The 15,963-nt window shown below is 69.6% G+C and carries 16 protein-coding genes and 1 tRNA gene; 12 read left to right on the plus strand and 5 right to left on the minus strand.

The genetic code is table 11. The features are described 5' to 3' along the window. Positions 1–144: 144 nt before the first annotated feature. From UO65_RS26920 to UO65_RS35115, 5 genes are all read left to right on the plus strand, one after another. Complete coding sequence (locus UO65_RS26920; protein ID WP_152552304.1) at positions 145–1,413, plus strand: helix-turn-helix domain-containing protein; 1,269 nt, start codon at positions 145–147, stop codon at positions 1,411–1,413. A 20-nt stretch (positions 1,414–1,433) separates the two neighbouring features. After that, positions 1,434–2,150, plus strand: a complete 717-nt coding sequence (locus tag UO65_RS26925) for a creatininase family protein (protein WP_200873483.1) — start codon at positions 1,434–1,436, stop codon at positions 2,148–2,150. Positions 2,151–2,297: 147 nt separating this feature from the next. Then, positions 2,298–2,501: a hypothetical protein gene (locus UO65_RS26930; RefSeq protein ID WP_035287849.1), complete on the plus strand. Its 204-nt coding sequence runs from the start codon at positions 2,298–2,300 to the stop codon at positions 2,499–2,501. Positions 2,502–2,821: 320 nt separating this feature from the next. Beyond that, complete coding sequence (locus tag UO65_RS33730; RefSeq protein WP_152552305.1) at positions 2,822–4,675, plus strand: DUF3631 domain-containing protein; 1,854 nt, start codon at positions 2,822–2,824, stop codon at positions 4,673–4,675. A gap of 271 nt (positions 4,676–4,946) precedes the next feature. Beyond that, positions 4,947–6,701 (plus strand): recombinase family protein, encoded by a 1,755-nt coding sequence (locus UO65_RS35115; protein ID WP_084176294.1) that lies wholly within the window; start codon positions 4,947–4,949, stop codon positions 6,699–6,701. Here the strand turns inward: UO65_RS35115 and UO65_RS26945 are convergent. After that, positions 6,683–6,766, minus strand: a tRNA-Leu gene (locus tag UO65_RS26945). The two genes, UO65_RS35115 and UO65_RS26945, sit on opposite strands and share 19 nt — an antisense overlap. Before the next feature lie 93 nt (positions 6,767–6,859). Here UO65_RS26945 and UO65_RS26950 point away from each other — a divergent pair. The 3 genes from UO65_RS26950 to UO65_RS26960 all read left to right on the plus strand — a co-directional run bounded on the left by UO65_RS26950 (position 6,860) and on the right by UO65_RS26960 (position 9,708). Further along, entirely contained in the window at positions 6,860–8,203 is a 1,344-nt protein-coding gene (locus tag UO65_RS26950; protein ID WP_233427857.1) for a M20/M25/M40 family metallo-hydrolase, read from the plus strand. A gap of 1 nt (position 8,204) precedes the next feature. After that, entirely contained in the window at positions 8,205–9,080 is an 876-nt protein-coding gene (locus UO65_RS26955; RefSeq protein ID WP_035287856.1) for an alpha/beta fold hydrolase, read from the plus strand. Between the two features lie 88 nt (positions 9,081–9,168). After that, the gene (locus UO65_RS26960) at positions 9,169–9,708 is read left to right on the plus strand and encodes a DUF2231 domain-containing protein (protein ID WP_035287858.1); all 540 of its coding nucleotides are present in this window, start codon (positions 9,169–9,171) and stop codon (positions 9,706–9,708) included. Between the two features lie 4 nt (positions 9,709–9,712). Here the strand turns inward: UO65_RS26960 and UO65_RS37625 are convergent, their stop codons facing one another. Together UO65_RS37625 and UO65_RS26970 are read right to left on the minus strand one after the other, a co-directional pair. After that, positions 9,713–9,889 carry a DUF5703 family protein gene (locus UO65_RS37625; RefSeq protein ID WP_219994448.1) on the minus strand — a complete coding sequence of 59 codons (177 nt, stop codon included), beginning with the start codon at positions 9,887–9,889 and terminating at the stop codon, positions 9,713–9,715. A 20-nt stretch (positions 9,890–9,909) separates the two neighbouring features. Then, entirely contained in the window at positions 9,910–10,926 is a 1,017-nt protein-coding gene (locus UO65_RS26970; RefSeq protein WP_035287863.1) for a YncE family protein, read from the minus strand. A 189-nt stretch (positions 10,927–11,115) separates the two neighbouring features. Between UO65_RS26970 and UO65_RS26975 the strand changes: the two genes are divergently transcribed. After that, on the plus strand, positions 11,116–11,532 hold the full coding sequence (locus UO65_RS26975) for a hypothetical protein (RefSeq protein ID WP_035287865.1): 417 nt from the start codon (positions 11,116–11,118) through the stop codon (positions 11,530–11,532). Here the strand turns inward: UO65_RS26975 and UO65_RS26980 are convergent. Further along, a complete protein-coding gene (locus tag UO65_RS26980) occupies positions 11,529–12,506 on the minus strand; it encodes an aldo/keto reductase (protein ID WP_035287868.1) in 978 nt (325 codons plus the stop codon). The two genes, UO65_RS26975 and UO65_RS26980, sit on opposite strands and share 4 nt — an antisense overlap. Before the next feature lie 512 nt (positions 12,507–13,018). On the opposite strand from UO65_RS26980, the gene UO65_RS26985 reads away from it, so the two are divergent. The 3 genes from UO65_RS26985 to UO65_RS26995 are packed head-to-tail and all read left to right on the plus strand — an operon-like array spanning position 13,019 to position 15,614. Beyond that, a complete protein-coding gene (locus tag UO65_RS26985) occupies positions 13,019–14,068 on the plus strand; it encodes an LLM class F420-dependent oxidoreductase (protein ID WP_035287871.1) in 1,050 nt (349 codons plus the stop codon). After that, positions 14,065–14,895: an undecaprenyl-diphosphate phosphatase gene (locus UO65_RS26990; RefSeq protein WP_035287874.1), complete on the plus strand. Its 831-nt coding sequence runs from the start codon at positions 14,065–14,067 to the stop codon at positions 14,893–14,895. Before UO65_RS26985 ends, UO65_RS26990 begins: the two co-directional genes overlap by 4 nt. A 23-nt stretch (positions 14,896–14,918) precedes the next feature. Next, positions 14,919–15,614 (plus strand): histidine phosphatase family protein, encoded by a 696-nt coding sequence (locus UO65_RS26995; protein ID WP_035287876.1) that lies wholly within the window; start codon positions 14,919–14,921, stop codon positions 15,612–15,614. A gap of 67 nt (positions 15,615–15,681) precedes the next feature. Here UO65_RS26995 and UO65_RS38755 read toward each other — a convergent pair. Next, a partial coding sequence (locus tag UO65_RS38755) for a hypothetical protein (protein WP_035287879.1) occupies positions 15,682–15,963 on the minus strand: 282 nt, incomplete at its 5' end.

Below are 15,963 nucleotides of genomic sequence, written 5' to 3' on the forward strand. Positions count from 1 at the left end.
GGTTGAAACGCTGTACGGGACGGGGCGGGTATGCGCGCCCGGCTAGGGGGAGGGATGAGCGGCCGGTACTGCATGAAGTGCGGCGGCAGGCTCGCGCGGGACAGCCAGACGAGCATGTGCGCTCCGTGCCGTCAGGTGAGCGGCGTGGGGACCGACCACGCGCCGAAGCTGGGCATGGCGTTCTGGGCGACTGATCAAATGCGGGACGCCTTCGCCACGCGGGAGATGGGCGCGGTCGTCCGGGCGTACCGGTACCACCCCGCTCACGGGCACAAGCCGTTACCGCAGGAGACGGTGGCTCGGTGGCTGGGGACTGTCACCCAGTCGCAGTTGAGCAGGATCGAGTCCGGGCGCAACCGGGTTGAAGCGTTGGACAAGTTGATCCACTACGCGCGGGCGCTGCGGATGCCTGCGGAACTGCTGTGGTTCTCGCTGCCGGATGACCACAGTGCGATCCCGATGCCGCGCGCTGAGGACGTGTTGGCGTTGCCGGGTGGGCCGGTGGTGCCCGCTGCCAGTGCCCCGACCGGTTCGGCCATGGCGGACACGCTGCTGCGGACGTTGGACCACTACGCGAGTACGGACAACCTCGCGGGGCCGCACTCGCTGTTGGACGTAGTGCCGCCGCAGCTCCGGTTCATCGAGTCGCTGTTGGAGAAGTCCAGGGGGAGGGATCGGCGGGCGCTGTTGCGGGTGGGCGCTCGGTACGCGGAGTTCGCGGGGTGGGTGTATCAGGACACCGGGGACGTCGTGAACGCGATGCAGTCGTCGGCGACGGCTTTCGACTTCGCCGACGAGGCTGATGACGGCGAGTCGAAGTCCTACATTCTGATGCGGCGCAGCAACATCGCAACCGATGCGGGTCGCAGTGAGTTGGCGCTGAGGCTGGCGAACTCCGCGCTGAGGGAAGCTGAGTCCTTGTCTCCCCGGTTGCGTGCCTTGGCGCTGCGCCAGCAGGCGCACGCTTACGCCCAACAGGGCAACGACGTGGCGTGTGCTCACGCACTGGAGCAGGCGTTCGCGCTGGCAGCTCGGACACCGGACTCCGAGATGGACTTGGGGCACTACTGCACCCCTGAGTATCTGGAGATGGAGGCGGCGCACTGCTGGGTGGAGCTGGGCAGGCCGCACGACGCCATCGGGTCGCTGTGGAAGGGGTTGAGCGAGTGGCAGCCGGAGTTCCGGCGGGACTTGGGGCTGTGCCTCGCACGGTTGTCGCTGGCGCACGCGATGGACGGACAGCCCGAGTACGCGGCGCAGGTGGCACGCAATTCCACTGTCATAGCGATGGAAACGCGGTCGGCTCGGATTCAGGCGCAACTCGGGCGCGTGTCGGGGGTGTTGGCGGCTCAGGGGGCGGTGGAGGAATCCCGGCAGATTGATCGGCTGGTAGCATCTTTGCGGTTCAATTAGGGCGACGAACGAGGGTGTCTATGTTTGCCGGTGCCACGGCGGAAGAAGAAGCGGAACGCGGCGCGTCGGTCGCGGTTCTTCCCGTCGGGAGTTTCGAGCAACACGGCGGGCATTTGCCGTTGGCGACGGATGCCATCATCGCTGAGACCATTTCTCGGAGAGTTGCCGTTGACTACGGCTTGTTCTGTCTTCCTCCCATCACCATGTCGTGCTCGCATGAGCATGAGGGGTTCGCGGGAACGGTGAGCATCAGCGCCGGGACTTTGATTACGATGATTGGTGATATCCGGGCATCGTTGGCCCGGTCCGGGGTGCACAAGTTGGTGATGGTGAACGGACACGGCGGCAATTACGTGCTGTCCAACATCGCGCAGGAAGCCAACGTGAACGGCCCTGTGCTGGGCTTGTTCCCCGGAAGCGATGACGTCGACACTGCCCGACGGGCCGCAGGGATGGCGACGTCGGCGCATGAGGACATGCATGGTGGTGAGTGGGAAACCTCGATCCTGTTGCACGCGCATCCCGAGGTTGTACGGCCGGGATATCGGGATGCCGATTTTGACGCATCGGATCGGCCGTATCTGCACGCGGTAGGGATGGGCGGGTATACGAAGTCTGGGATCATCGGTCGTCCGTCGTTGGCCACTGCGGACAAGGGGCGACTAGCGTTGGATTCGCTGTCGAGTTCTTTCGGCGCTTTGCTTCGGACGCTCGGACTGGATGTGGGCCGCGCATAGCGGGTATGCGTGCGACAGAAATGCGCGAAGCCTGTCGCGCATAGGAGTCATGCGCGCATTTCATCAAATGGGTGTTGGTCGAACCGTTTACTTGGTTTCACGGGCCGGTGAATACGCCGGATCGAAACCAGAAGACGGGACTCGATCGTGGAACGCTGGGAAGACCTTCAGAGCAGGCTTTTTCACCTGGGGTACCTGGGCGAGGAGTTGGAGTACTTCGCCACCGACCGGCGGCGTGGGGCGTGGCTGTATCGGCAGATCGCGGTGGAGGCATTCAAGGCCGCCGAAGTGGCCGATGCCTATGCGCAGGAGTCTTACACCGCTGAGAGCTTCCTGGGCGGTGACCAGTGAGGCGGCAGTGGGTGCGGTCGCAAGGCGGTCGCACCCCCGTTCGCTCGCGAGTGGTGATTGTGCGGACGGGGCTGCCGTGGTGGCGGCTGGCGTTGGGTCGGGTGGCAACGCTGGTTCGGCGGTCCTGGGCGCGGTGGGTCACCTACTGGCCTGGACTGGCATATCCGGGGATCGCGTGGCGGGTGGTGGCCGCATGGCATGGGTGGGCCGTCCTGGGACGGATCGTGGCTCGCGGGTGCTCGCGCATCGGGCGAGTGGTCGAACCGGTGTGGCGGCTGGTCGGGCCGCGGTGCCGTGATGCGGTCGGGTGGGTTGTGCACGTGGCCCCTGGGCTGGTGCTACGGCTGGTCTGGCGCGGTGTGCTGCGGCTGCTGCGGTGGTCGGTCCGACGCGGGTTGCCGGGGTTAGTGCGGGTGCTCGGGCTCGCCGTGGTCGGTGGTGGGTGGTTGGCCGCGTGTCTGGGCCGGTACGTGCTGGCTTACCGGGACTTCGGGCCGTTGGTGCGCGAGCTGGAGACCGAGGGGGTGCGGGCGCACCGGGTGAAGGGCGCGCGGGACGCATGGCGGCGGACCGCGTATCGGCGGCTGACGGTCGTGGTCCTGCTGGGCCTGGCGCTGCTGGTGGGTGTGCTCGGACTGGTGTACCGGTATGGGCCGGTGGCCGGGTGGGGGTCGGGAGCTGCGGTTGTGGGGGTGTTGGCCGCTGTGGGGCGAACACGTCGACCCCGGACCGTGCGGGCTGATGAACTGGTGGCCGGGGTGCCAGGGCCGGATGAGCCGTACCCGATCGCCGACGCGCACACCCGCGCCCAGGCGGCGGACTGCGTGGCGCGGGCGGTCGCGGCCGAGGGGATCGAGCTGCGGGCGGTGGAGAGCGCCCGCAGGCAGCCGTGGGGATGGGAGACGGCTGTTGTCCTGCGGCGGGGGACGCCTGCGGGGTTGGTGGGCAAGGTCGCGGAGTTGGAGACGACGTTGGACCTGCCCGCAGGTGGGGTGCTGGCGGCGCCGGATCGGGGGCGGCGGGCGCGGGTGGTGCTGCGGTTGGCCGAACGTGACCCGTTCGCCGGGTTGGCGGCGGCACCCGACCACGGACCGGGGACGTTGAGCATCCGTGAGTCGCATCCCGTCGGGGTGCGGATGAGTGGGGAGGATCTTCGGCTCTCGCTCTACGGGGTTCACGGGGTGGTGATCGGTGGGCCTGGCGCAGGCAAGTCGCAGACGATGCGGACGCTCGCGGACGTGGTGTCGGCGTGCTCGGATGCGCAGGTGTGGGACTTCGATCCGGCGGGCAACGGGCTGGAGGTGCTGGGTGGAGGCGTGGCCCGGTCCGAACGGGACATGCCGGGGATCGAAGCCGCGTTCGTCGAAGCGCTGGCGATGGCGCAGGCGCGGCCGAGACTGCTGTCCCGGTTGGGCATGGGCGACGCGTGGGACGCCACTCCGGACCGGCCTGCGGTGGTGGTGTTTTGCGATGAGTACCCCCGACTGTCCGACCGGGCGAAGAGCCTGGCGGTCGACCTGATCCGGGTGGGACGCAAGGCGCGGGTGACGTTGGTGTTGGCGGCGAGTGAGGCCACATCGGACGCCCTCGGGGCTGCCGTCGCGGAGATCGCGGCGTTGAAGATCATGCACGCCTGCCGTCACTCGGATGTGCGGTTGGTGCTCGGGGCGAACATGGGCGCCGAGGGGTGGCGCCCGGACCGGCTCAACCCGGCCACCGGGGAGGCGCCCGAGGACGCCGGGGTGTGCTACGTGCACGCGGCCGGGGCGCGCGATCCGGTGCTGAACAAGATCCGGCCGGTGCCCGCCGAGCGGGCACGGCTCAACGGCACCCACCGGGCCGCGCGGGGGCTGCCCCGGATCGACGTGGAGACCCGGACGGCCGCTCTCGTGGGTGGGACTGAGCCAGCCGTGGTTGATCCGGTCGACCGGGTGGCGGTCGGGGACGTACTGGCCGCGTTCGGCGCTGATGATCGGCTGTGGACTGAGACCCTGTTGACCCGGTTGGCCGAGGCTGACGACCGGTACACCGAGTGGTCGGCGGACGAACTGGCCGGGGCGCTGGCGCCCTTGGCGGTGCGGCCGGTGCAAGTCAAGATCGACCGGCGCAACCGCAACGGGTACCGCCGCGACGCGCTCGCGGCGGCGTGGGACACCTACCGGGGTTCGTCATGACCGGGCCTACCGGCCTCTACCGGGTAGGCGCCGGTAGAGGTTCCGGCAGACCTGCGGAAATGCGGCCTGACCTGGGCGGTAGGCAGGTAGACGGGATGTGGCGGCTGCGGGTGCTGTGGGCATGGGTGAGCGCCGATGGCTGACCAGGACGCAACACGGGTGCGGGTGCGTCTACCGGGTGAACTTCCCCGATTGAACCCGACCGCTGCCCGCATTCTGCTTGCCATTCTCATCGAACTGACGACTATGGAGACCTTGGAAAGGGGGACGCATGACCATCGAGATGACGAATCCGTGGGCGACGCTGGATGACCTCTGGGGCATCGAGGTCGAAACGGAGTTGGCCGCGCGCCTGTCGTGGAATGTGGCGTTCTACGGGCGGTGCTCGACCGAGGACAACCAGGACCCGGAGACCTCGCACGGCTGGCAGTTGGGCAACGCCCGCAAGTTCGTGGAGCCGGTCGGCGGGACCGTGGTGGCGGAGTTCTTCGACATCGGGCAGTCCCGGTCGGTGCCGTGGGAGCGGCGCACCCACGGGGCGCGACTGCTCGCGGCGTTGAAGAACCCGAGGCGTGGGTGGGACGCGCTGGTGGTGGGTGAGGGGACGCGGTGCTGGTTCGGCAACCAGTTCTCGCTGATCGCCCCGAGGTTCGCCGCCTACGGGGTTGAACTGTGGATTCCTGAGCTGGGAGGGAGGTTCGACCCCCGCAACCCCTCGCACAAGATGCTCATGAGCGTGCTCGGGGGCATGAGCGAGTCCGAACGCCAGCACGTCCAAGCCCGCGTCCGGGCCGCGATGGACGCCCAAGTCCTCAACGAGGGCCGCCACCAGGGCGGGCGGGCGCCGTACGGGTACGTCACCGTGGACGGCGGCACCCACCCCAACCCGCGCAAGGCCGCCGAGGGCTACCGGCTGCGGGTCCTGGCGATCGAGGACGCATCGGCGAACGTGGTTCGCCGGATCTTCGCCGAATACCTCGACGGCAACGGCGACCGCGCAATCGCCAACATGCTCAACAGTGAAGGCGTCGAATGCCCATCAGCGCGGCGACCGGATCAGAACAGGCACCGACTCGCGGACGGGTGGCAAGCGAGCACAATTCGGGCGATTCTGGAGAACCCGCGATACACCGGATACGCGGTATTTGGCCGGTGGTCGAAACATGAGACGTTGATTGACCCGGACGATGTGGGCGCCGGACACAAGACGCTGTTTCGGAAGGCGCCTGCGGACAAGATTGTTCGGTCCCGGGTTCCGGCGCACCCGGAAATCGTGTCGGTTGAACTGTTCACCCAAGCCCAACTGCTGCGCCGGTCGAAGTCCAGTGGTGGTCTGGCGACCGCCCGGAAGGCTGAGCGGGGTGGGCGCAGTTCGGCGCGGACGTACCTGCTGCGGGGCATCGTGCGGTGCGGGGTGTGCCACCGGAAGATGCAGGGCGCGACCATCCGCAGCGGCGCCTACTACCGGTGCACAGCCCGCACGATGGCACCCGGATCGGCGACACTCAACGACCACCCGAAGACGGTCAACCTGCGTGAGGACGCGGTGACTCAGGCGGTCAACGGGTGGATCGGGCAGTTGTTCCACCCGGACAACCTTGATGACACCGTGGCCACCCTCATGGGTGCCCAGTCCGACGCTCATGAGGCGCCGAGGACCAGCAACGCCAAGGCGCGCAAGGCAGAAGCGGAACGGCGGCTGCGGAAGCTGCAAGAGGCGATCGCGGCCGGTGTCGACCCCGCCGCGCTGGTCGAGCCGATCAACCAGGCGCAAGCCGATCGGGTGGCCGCACAGGTCGAGATGGACAACCAGCCCGCCGTGGGTGAGCTGGACCGTGCCGAGGTCTACGCCATGATCGACTCACTCGGCGACGTCGGCGCCACCCTGGCAGACGCCAAGCCTGCTGGGCTGGCCAGGCTGTACCGGAACCTCGACTTGAACATGGTCTACCAACCAGAAGAGCAGGCCATCGATGTGACGGCCTGCCCCGGTGTAGATAGTGCGTGTGTCCGAGGGGGGACTTGAACCCCCACGCCCGTTAAGGGCACTAGCACCTCAAGCTAGCGCGTCTGCCATTCCGCCACCCGGACTTGCGAGGTCAAGGCCTCGCCGGTGTGGTTACAGAGTATCCGACACGCCGGTAGGGGCTCAAACCGGGGCGGGTGGGGTGATAGGAAGGCGAGGTGCATGAGCAGAGGGACGCAGCCGTGGGTCAGGGCACCAGTGTCGCCGAGGAGGAGGCGGTGGTGTTCACCAGTGAGTTGATTCGGATTGACACGACCAACACCGGTGATCCGGCGACCGTGGTGGGGGAGCGGGTGGCGGCGGAGTACGTCGCCGAGAAGTTGGGGGAGGTGGGGTTTGAGACCACCTATGTGGAGTCGGGGGCGAAGGGGCGGGGGAACGTCGTCGCGCGGTTGGCGGGGCGGGATGCTTCTCGGGGGGCGTTGTTGGTGCACGGGCACTTGGACGCGGTGCCTGCTGATGCTTCTGAGTGGTCTGTGCACCCGTTCTCGGGGGCGGTGCAGGACGGGTACGTGTGGGGGCGCGGGGCCGTCGACATGAAGGACATGGTGGCCATGACCTTGGCGACCGCTCGGCGGATGAAGCGGGACGGCATCGTTCCGGAGCGGGACATCATCTTCGCCTTCCTCGCCGACGAGGAGGCCGGGGGGGACTACGGGGCCGGGTGGTTGGTGCAGAACCGGCCCGAGCTGTTCGAAGGCGCCACCGAGGCGATCAGTGAGGTCGGGGGGTTCTCGATCACCGTCAAGGACGGGGTGCGGGCCTACCTGATCGAGACCGCCGAGAAGGGCATCGCCTGGATGAGGTTGCGGGTGCGGGGGCGGGCCGGGCACGGGTCGATGGTGCACGAGGACAACGCCGTCACCAAGTTGACCCAGGCCGTGGCCCGGTTGGGCACGCACAAGTTCCCGCTGGTGCTGACCGACTCGGTGCGCGACTTCCTCGCGGCCATGACCGACCTGACCGGGATGGAGTTCGACGAGGAGGACCTCGACGGCGCTGTGGCCAAGCTCGGGGCCGTGGCCCGGGTGGTGGGGGCGACGATCCGGGACACCGCGAACCCCACCATGCTCAGCGCCGGGTACAAGGCCAACGTGATCCCCTCGGTGGCCGAGGCCGTCGTGGACTGCCGGGTGCTCCCTGGGCGGCAGGCGGCCTTCGAGCGGGAGCTGGACGAGATCCTCGGGCCCGACGTGGAGCGCGAGTGGATCACCTCCTCGCGCGCGGTCGAGACCACGTTCGACGGGGCACTCGTGGACCACATGACCGCCTCCATCACCGCCGAGGACCCGGGCGCCAAGGCGATCCCCTACATGCTCTCCGGCGGCACCGACGCCAAGTCCTTCAGCACGCTGGGCATGCGGTGCTTCGGGTTCGCCCCGCTGCGGCTGCCCGCCGACCTGGACTTCACCGCGCTGTTCCACGGCGTCGACGAGCGGGTGCCGGTCGACGCGCTGAAGTTCGGGACCCGGGTGCTCGACCGGTTCCTCCGCAACTGCTGACGTGCGGACCACCGGTCGCTTCGTGCTGGGGGACGGGGCCGAGTTGGCCCTCACCCGGGCGGGAGATCCCGAGGCCGGTGTCACCGTCGTGCTGGCGCACAGCTTCGCGCTGGACCGGCGGGTGTGGCACCGGCTCGTGGACGCCCTGCCGGAGGCCGCGGAGCGGCCGGTGTCCGTGCTGGCCTACGACCACCGCGGGCACGGGGAGTCCTCGGCGGCGACCCTGACGACCGCGCTGGTGGAGCGGCTCGCCGACGACCTGGTCGAGCTGGTGGACGGCCTGGTGCCCCGCGGCCGGTTGGTGCTGGTCGGGCACGGGGCGGGCGGGCAGGTGCTGACCTCGGCGACCGCTCGGCACCGGGACCTGCTGGCCGACCGGCTCGCCGGGATGGCCTTCCTCTCCACCGGGGTCGGCTGGCTGGCGGAGACCTCCGTCGCCTGGCCGGGGTCGCTGGGGGCGGTGCTGCGGGACCTGCGGGCGATCCTGGGGGAGCGGATCGGCAGCCGGTTGGACAAGGCCACGACCGTCGGGCTGCGCTGGGTGCTGCTGGGGGAGAACCCCGACCCGGACGACGTCCGGCTGGTCGCGGACATGGTCACCGCGCACTGGCCGGACACCGCCGCGCTGTTCCGGCCGGGGTTGGACCGGTTCGGGCGGGAGGCCGCGCTGGAGGTCGCCGCCGACGTGCCGGTGCTGGCGATGGTGGGGGACCGGGACCGGTTGGTGCCCGCCGCGCACGCCGAGGCGCTGGCCGGGGCCGCGCGGGACGGGGTGGCGGTGGTGCTGCCCAGTGTGGGGCACATGCTGCCGCTGGAGGCCGTCGCGCAGTTGCTGCCGCGGTTGGTGGGACTTGCCCAGGCCGCCTTGCGGCGGTGAGGTGGGTCGATTTCCCGGTGGGTGGTGAACCGGGTTCGGCGGTGCGGCGTACACCCCGACGAGGTTTCCTTGTCACGGAGGTACGCACATGCCCGATTTCGTCAACGGTCTGCCGCTGCACGCCCTGGTGGTGCACGGGGTCGTCGTGCTCGTCCCGCTGGCCGTGCTCGGCGCCGTCGTCATCGCCCTGTGGCCCGCGGCCCGGCGGCGCTACGGGTGGCTGGTCGTGGCGGTCGCGGCGGTGGGCACGGCGATGGTCCCGGTCGCCGCGGGCAGCGGGGAGGGGCTGGAGCGCAAGCTGCCGGAGAACCCGCTGATCGAGGAGCACGCCGAACTCGGCGGCACGCTGATCTTCTTCGTGCTGCCGCTGTTCCTGTCGATCCTCGCGCTGATGGTCGTCCACACCGTCGCCGCCAAGGCGACCGCACCGTCCACTCCGGCTCCCGGCGCCCCGGGGGACGCGGTCACCGCGACGAGGACCGCTCCGGCGTGGACGAAGGTCGCGCTGGTGGTGACCGCGCTGCTCAGCATCGGCTTCGGCGTGGCCGCGGGCGTGCAGGTCTACCGCGTCGGCGACGCGGGCTCCAAGGCGGTGTGGGAAGGCGTCGAGGACCAGCCCTCGCGCTGAGGCGTCAGGTGATGATGCCGGGCAGCGGCACGTTGCGGCGCTTGCGCCGCAGCACCACCTTGCGGGTGCCGTCGCTGTAGAGGCGGACGTTCGACAGCTCCCACCCGGCGAACTCCGCGTGGATGGACAGCTGGGTGGCCGCGGTCAGCCGGGACACCCCCGGCGGCAACCGCAGCGGCATGTACTCCCAGTCCTCATCGGTCACGGCTGCACCACCTGCACCCCTCCTCCGGTGCCGGACGCCACGACGACCCGACCGCTCACCGGGTCGACCGCCACCGAGTCCGGCTGGACCACGGTCGGGAAGCGGTGGCGCTCCACGGGCTCCTCGCCCGCCACCGCGAAACCGACCACCTCGTTCGTCTCCGTCAGCGTCACCCACACCAGGTCCCGCTCGCGGTCGTAGGCGATGCCGTACGGCGAACCGGGGACCGGGAAGCGCTGCCGCATCAGCAGCGGGTCCACCGAGAACGCCAGCAGCGCGCCGCCGCGGGTGTCGGTGACCAGGACGCGGTCGAACCGGTCGACGACCCCGTTCGTGGCCCCCTGGCCCGCACGCAGGCCCTCGCCGACGGTGCCCTGGGCGACGTCGAGCTGGAACACGGCGTTGCGCAGGCGGTCGAGCACCACGGCCCGGTCGCCGACGCCGTAGACCTGGTCGGCGCTGAGCAGGCCGCCGCTGATCACGCGCTGGACCCCGTCGCCGCGCAGGACCGCGACGCCCTTGCCGCCACGGACGGCCACCAGGGTGTCCGACCGGTAGCCGGTGGCGGCGACCGGGTCGCCGTCCACGGTCGCCGGGGTTGCGGTCGCCGAGGACAGGTCGACCCGGACCACCGCGTTCTTGTCGCCCGTGGAGGCCAGCACCGGGCCGCCGGGGGCAGCCACGGCCAGCGCGGTCGCGGGGCCGGGCAGCGCCACCGAGCGGGGGGCGGCGTCGAGCCCGTCCAGGTCGTAGAGCTGGACCGACGGGGGAGTGGACACCGCGACGGCCAGCGTGCGGGTGCGCTCGTCGGTGGCCACGGCGGTCACCGGGGCCGCGAGCGGCAGCACGGTGCCCGCGGGGGTCTTGGTCTGCGCGGGGGAGCGGGCGGCGGTCGCGGCCACCGGGTTCGACGAGAGCATCAGCTCGTCGGTGGGTTGGGCGTCGGACGAACACCCCGCGAGCAGGCTCGCCCCCGTGCTGACGACCAGGGCGACGACGACCAGGGGGCGCAACTTCGGACCTCCGCGCAGAAGATTCGGGAACGTTCCCCCCAGCATCCCGCACACCGGGCGAGCGGGCCACGACACCCCGCACCGCGTATCTCACAGGCCGGCATTGACCCGATCGGGGGACTTTGAGACCAACTTGTAACAATGCGGTGCGATCGGCCGACTGAGCAGGCACGACCGCAGGAGGCAGCCATGGCGATCGATCCGGCGAACCTGCCCATCTTCGGGGACCCGAGCCCCACCGACCCGCCCGCCCCGGTGCGCGCGGCCTGCGGGCTGCTCGTCACCGGGGCCGGTGTCAGCGCCGCCCAGATGACGTACCTCTCCGTCGTGGGCGGCCACGACCTCGCGATCTTCTTCGTGCCGCTCGCGCTGACCGTGTGGTTCGCGCTGAGCCTGCGCGCCGGGCGGGCGTGGGCGCGCTTCGCCGCGGTGATGGCCGCCTGCGTCACCCTCGTCCCCGGGTTCGCGCTGTTCTCCGGACCCGGGGAGCTGGGCGTGCTCCTGGTCGCGGTGGCGTTGCTCGTCGCCGCGACCAGGCTGGCGTACCGCGCCGACGTGCGCGGGTACTTCGAGCCGGAGGACTGCCCGGAGCAGGAGCGCGTCTAACCCCGGCGGCGTTCCGGGTACCCGATGTCCAGCTTGCTGACGTCATCGAGGGCGGCTCGGATCGCGGTCGGCAGGACCAGGTCCTCGGAGCTGAGTGAACCCCGTAGCTGCGCGGCGTCGCGGGCGCCGACGACGGGGGCGACCACGCCGGGGCGGTCGCGGACCCAGGCCAGGGCGACCGCCAGCGGCGACTTGGCCAGCCCGTCCGCGGCCGTCATCAGCGCCTGCACGATCCGGGCGGCGCGCTCGGTGCGGTGGTGGTCGACGTACGGGGCGAAGGCGGTGCGGGCGCCGCGCGAGTCCGGCGGCGTGCTGGTGCGGTACTTGCCGGTCAGCACGCCCCGACCGAGCGGGGCCCAGGGCAGGATGCCGATGCCGTGGTGCTCGGCGGCCGGGACGACCTCGCGCTCGACCCCGCGCTCCAGCAGCGAGTACTCGACCTGGGTGGACACCAGCGGCGCCGCCCCGGCGACGCAGGACTGCCTGGTCGCCGCGGTCGCGGTCTGCCAGCCGGAGTAGTTGGAGATGCCCGCGTAGCGCACCTTGCCGCTGCGGACCGCGGCGTCGACCGCGCACAGGGTCTCCTCCAGCGGCACGGAGTCGTCCCAGGCGTGCAGGTGCCAGAGGTCCACGTGGTCGGTGTCGAGCCGGACGAGGGAGCCCTCCAGCGCGGCGAGCAGGGCACCGCGGGACGCGCCGCCGCCGAACGGACCGCCGTGCCTGCGGGCAACGGCCTTGGTGGCGAGGACGACGTTGTCGCGCGGGACCACGTCGTCGAGCAACTCGCCGAGCAGGCGCTCGCTCTCGCCGTCGGAGTAGACGTCGGCGGTGTCGACGAGCGTGCCGCCCGCCTCCACGAAGGCGGTCAACTGCGCCGCGGCGTTGTCCGCGTCGGTGTCCCCGCCCCAGGTCATCGTGCCCAGGGCGAGCCGGGACACGCGCAGCCCGCTGCGCCCGAGGTGTCGTTGCTCCACGGCACGGAAGCCTAGGGCTGGAGTAGGCCCGCGCCACTCTGCGTGCCTCCATCGCCTGTCAGCGCAGGTGGGACGCCGTTCGCTTCCCTGGTTTGTTTATTAACTATTGACTATCAAGATCATGGATGGTTTCCAAGTGGAGGAAACGCATATAGAGAAGCCCAGCATCGAGGAACAGGGTGCGGGCGGTGATGGGGGAGCGGGACGGCTTGGGCGGCGGGGGAGGGCTTCGCCCCTGGCGGCGGACCGGCAGCGGGAGGTTGCTTCGGGTGGGGCGCTCGATGCCATCGGCGCCGAGTCCGGGCCGGCGGCTCGGTCGTCAAGGCGTTTCGGGTGTCTACGAGGTGTGCGATCCGCAGGACAACGTGCTGATTTGAGCTAACTATAAGCTATTCACTATCAAGATAATTAGATAGTTCACACAGGCGTAGGGGTCGACAACGGGACAGGGAAAAAGGACCAGCGGAGGACGCGGTGGTGGAAGTCGGCTACCGGTGGGTAATGTCTGCGGGGTGCGACTGGGACTGAACATGGGCTACTGGGGCGCCGGGAACGACGCCGCGAACCTCGAGCTGGCCAAGGAGGCGGACCGGCTGGGGTACTCCGTGGCCTGGGTCGCCGAGGCCTACGGGTCTGATGCGCCGTCGGTGCTGTCGTGGGTGGCGGCGCAGACGACGCAGATCGATGTGGGCAGCGCGATCCTGCAGATCCCGGCGCGGCGGCCGACGATGGCGGCCATGACGGCGGCGACGCTGGACACGCTCTCGGGTGGGCGGTTCCGGCTGGGGCTGGGGGTGTCCGGGCCGCAGGTGTCCGAGGGTTGGTACGGGGTGAAGTTCGACAAGCCGCTGGGGCGGACCCGCGAGTACGTGGAGATCGTGCGGTCGGCGTTGCGGCGGGAGCGGGTGGACTTCCAGGGCAAGCACTTCGTGCAGCCGCTGCCGGACGGTCCGGGCAAGCCGTTGAAGTTGACCGTGCACCCGGTGCGGGAGCAGATCCCGATCTACCTGGCGTCGATCGGGCCGAAGAACCTGGAGTTGACCGGGGAGATCGCCGACGGGTGGTTGGCGATCTTCTACTCGCCGGAGCACGGGCGGGAGTCGCTGGAGCTGATCGCCAAGGGGCGGGCGAAGGTGGGCAAGACGTTGGAGGGGTTCGACGTGGTGCCGACGGTTCCGCTGGTGGTGGGGGAGGACTGGCGGGAGGCCGCGGACCTGGTGCGGCCGTACGCGGCGCTGTACGTGGGTGGCATGGGCAGTCAGGAGCAGAACTTCTACAACAACCTGGCGTGTCGGATGGGGTTCGAGGCGGAGGCCGCCGAGGTGCAGGACCTGTACTTGGCGCGGGACTACGCGGGGGCGGCGGCGAAGGTGCCGTTGGGGTTCTTGGACGCGACGGCGCTGTTGGGGCCGAAGGAGCGGGTGGCGGAGAAGATGCAGGCCCTGGCGGAGTCGGGGGTCACCACGTTGACGGTTTCGCCGATCCTGCAAGATCTGGAGCGAAGCAAGGCGGCCCTGAGGGTCGCCGTGGAAGCTCTGGATCTCGCGGGAGTCGGTAGTTGACCTGGTTTCAAGCTCTTGTGCTCGGTGTTGTTCAGGGTCTGACCGAGTTCTTGCCGGTGTCGTCGTCGGCGCACATCCGGATCGTGTCGGAGTTGTGGTTCGGTGCTGATGCGGGTGCGTCGTTCACGGCGGTGATCCAGCTCGGTACGGAGTTGGCGGTGGTGATCTACTTCGCCAGGGACATCGGGCGGTTGATCGCGGCGTGGTTCCGGGGTTTGTTCAGCGCTGGGGCGCGGCGGACCCCGGAGTACCGGATGGCGTGGTATGTGATCATCGGGTCGGTGCCGATCAGTGTGCTGGGTGTGTTGTTCCAGGACCAGATCAAGTCGGGTTTGCGGAACCTGTGGATCACGGCGATCGTGTTGATGGTGTTCGCGGTGTTCTTGGCGGTGGCGGATGAGACGGCGCGGCAGGCTCGGGACACGTTGACGTTGCGGGACACGGTGTCGATGGGGTTCGCGCAGGCGTTGGCGTTGATCCCGGGGGTGTCGCGGTCGGGTGGGACGTTGACGGCGGGGTTGTTGGTGGGGTTGAAGCGGGAGGCGTCGACCCGGTATTCGTTCCTGTTGGCGATTCCGGCGGTGTTCGGGGCGGGGTTGTTCTCGATCCCGGACATCGTGGCCGCGGATGGTTCGGGGCCGTTCGAGGCGTCGGTGGCGCAGACGGTGGTGGCGACGGTGGTGTCGTTCGTGGTGGGGTACGCGTGTGTGGCGTGGTTGTTGAAGTACGTGGCGAAGCACAGTTTCATGGTGTTCGTGTGGTATCGGATCGTGTTGGGTGCGGTGTTGTGCGGGTTGTTGGCGACGGGGGTCGTGAGTCCGACGTGAGGGGTGGGCTTTAGGCTCGGGGGGTGGCCACTGTCGTTCTGCTCCGTCATGCCCGGTCGACTGCGAACAATTCCGGTGTGCTCGCCGGTCGCAGTGGGGGTGTTCACCTGGATGAGTCGGGTCGGCGGCAGGCGGCTGCTGTGGTGGAGCGGTTGGCTGAGGTGCCGTTGCGGGGGATCGTGGTGTCGCCGTTGTTGCGGTGTGGGCAGACGGTGGAGCCGTTGGCGGCGGCTCGGGGGTTGACGCCGGTGGTGGAGGGTGATCTGGCTGAGGTGGATTACGGGTCGTGGACGGGGAGGGCGATCAAGGACTTGTTGGGGGAGCCGTTGTGGAAGGTGGTGCAGCAGCACCCGTCGGCGGCGGTTTTTCCGGGGGGTGAGGGGTTGGCGGGGGTGCAGGCGCGGGCGGTGGCCGCGGTGCGGGCGCATGATGCGCGGGTCACGGCTGAGTTCGGTGATCGGGCGGTGTGGTTGTTGTGCAGTCATGGGGATGTGATCAAGGCGTTGTTGGCGGATGCGTTGGGGCAGCACTTGGATTCGTTTCAGCGGATCGTGGTTGATCCGGCGTCGGTGTCGGTGGTGCGGTACACGGAGACGCGGCCGTTTGTATTGCGGATGAATGATTCGGGTCGGGAGTTGGGTGGGGTGGTGCCGCCGGAGCCTGCGGTGGGGGATGCGCCTGCGGGTGAGGCTGTGGTGGGTGGGTCGACGGGGCGGTAGTTGGTGGGGGGCGGGTGCTTGGGCCCGGCTTCACCGGGAGGGGGTGAGTTCGGGTTCGGTGTGGGGGTCAGGGGGCGAGGAGTTGGATCTGGGTGAGGGTGGGGGTGCCGTGGAAGGTGAGGCGGTGGTGGGTGTGGTGGGCGGGGGTGGTGATGGTGAAGGGGCGGGTCTGGTGGGGCCAGGGGAAGGTTTGGTCGGTGCGGTGGTCGAGGGTGGTCCAGGTGGTGCCGTCGGTGGAGGCTTCGAGGGTCCAGGCGGTGGGTGCGGTGGTGGGGTGGGGTGAGGTGAGGGTGTAGATGCGCAGTTCGCCGGGGGTGGTGTGGGTCAGGGGTGTGGTGATGCGGGTGGG

This window comes from Actinokineospora spheciospongiae (assembly GCF_000564855.1).
GTDB classification, from domain to species: Bacteria; Actinomycetota; Actinomycetes; order Mycobacteriales; family Pseudonocardiaceae; genus Actinokineospora; species Actinokineospora spheciospongiae.

Excerpts from the sequence above, each read along its gene's own strand:
- UO65_RS26925 (WP_200873483.1), top strand. The coding sequence starts at position 1,434 with ATGTTTGCCGGTGCCACGGCGGAAGAAGAAGCGGAACGCGGCGCGTCG.
- UO65_RS35115 (WP_084176294.1), top strand. The coding sequence starts at position 4,947 with ATGACCATCGAGATGACGAATCCGTGGGCGACGCTGGATGACCTCTGG.
- UO65_RS26960 (WP_035287858.1), top strand. The coding sequence starts at position 9,169 with ATGCCCGATTTCGTCAACGGTCTGCCGCTGCACGCCCTGGTGGTGCAC.
- UO65_RS37625 (WP_219994448.1), bottom strand. The coding sequence starts at position 9,889 with ATGCCGCTGCGGTTGCCGCCGGGGGTGTCCCGGCTGACCGCGGCCACC.
- UO65_RS26975 (WP_035287865.1), top strand. The coding sequence starts at position 11,116 with ATGGCGATCGATCCGGCGAACCTGCCCATCTTCGGGGACCCGAGCCCC.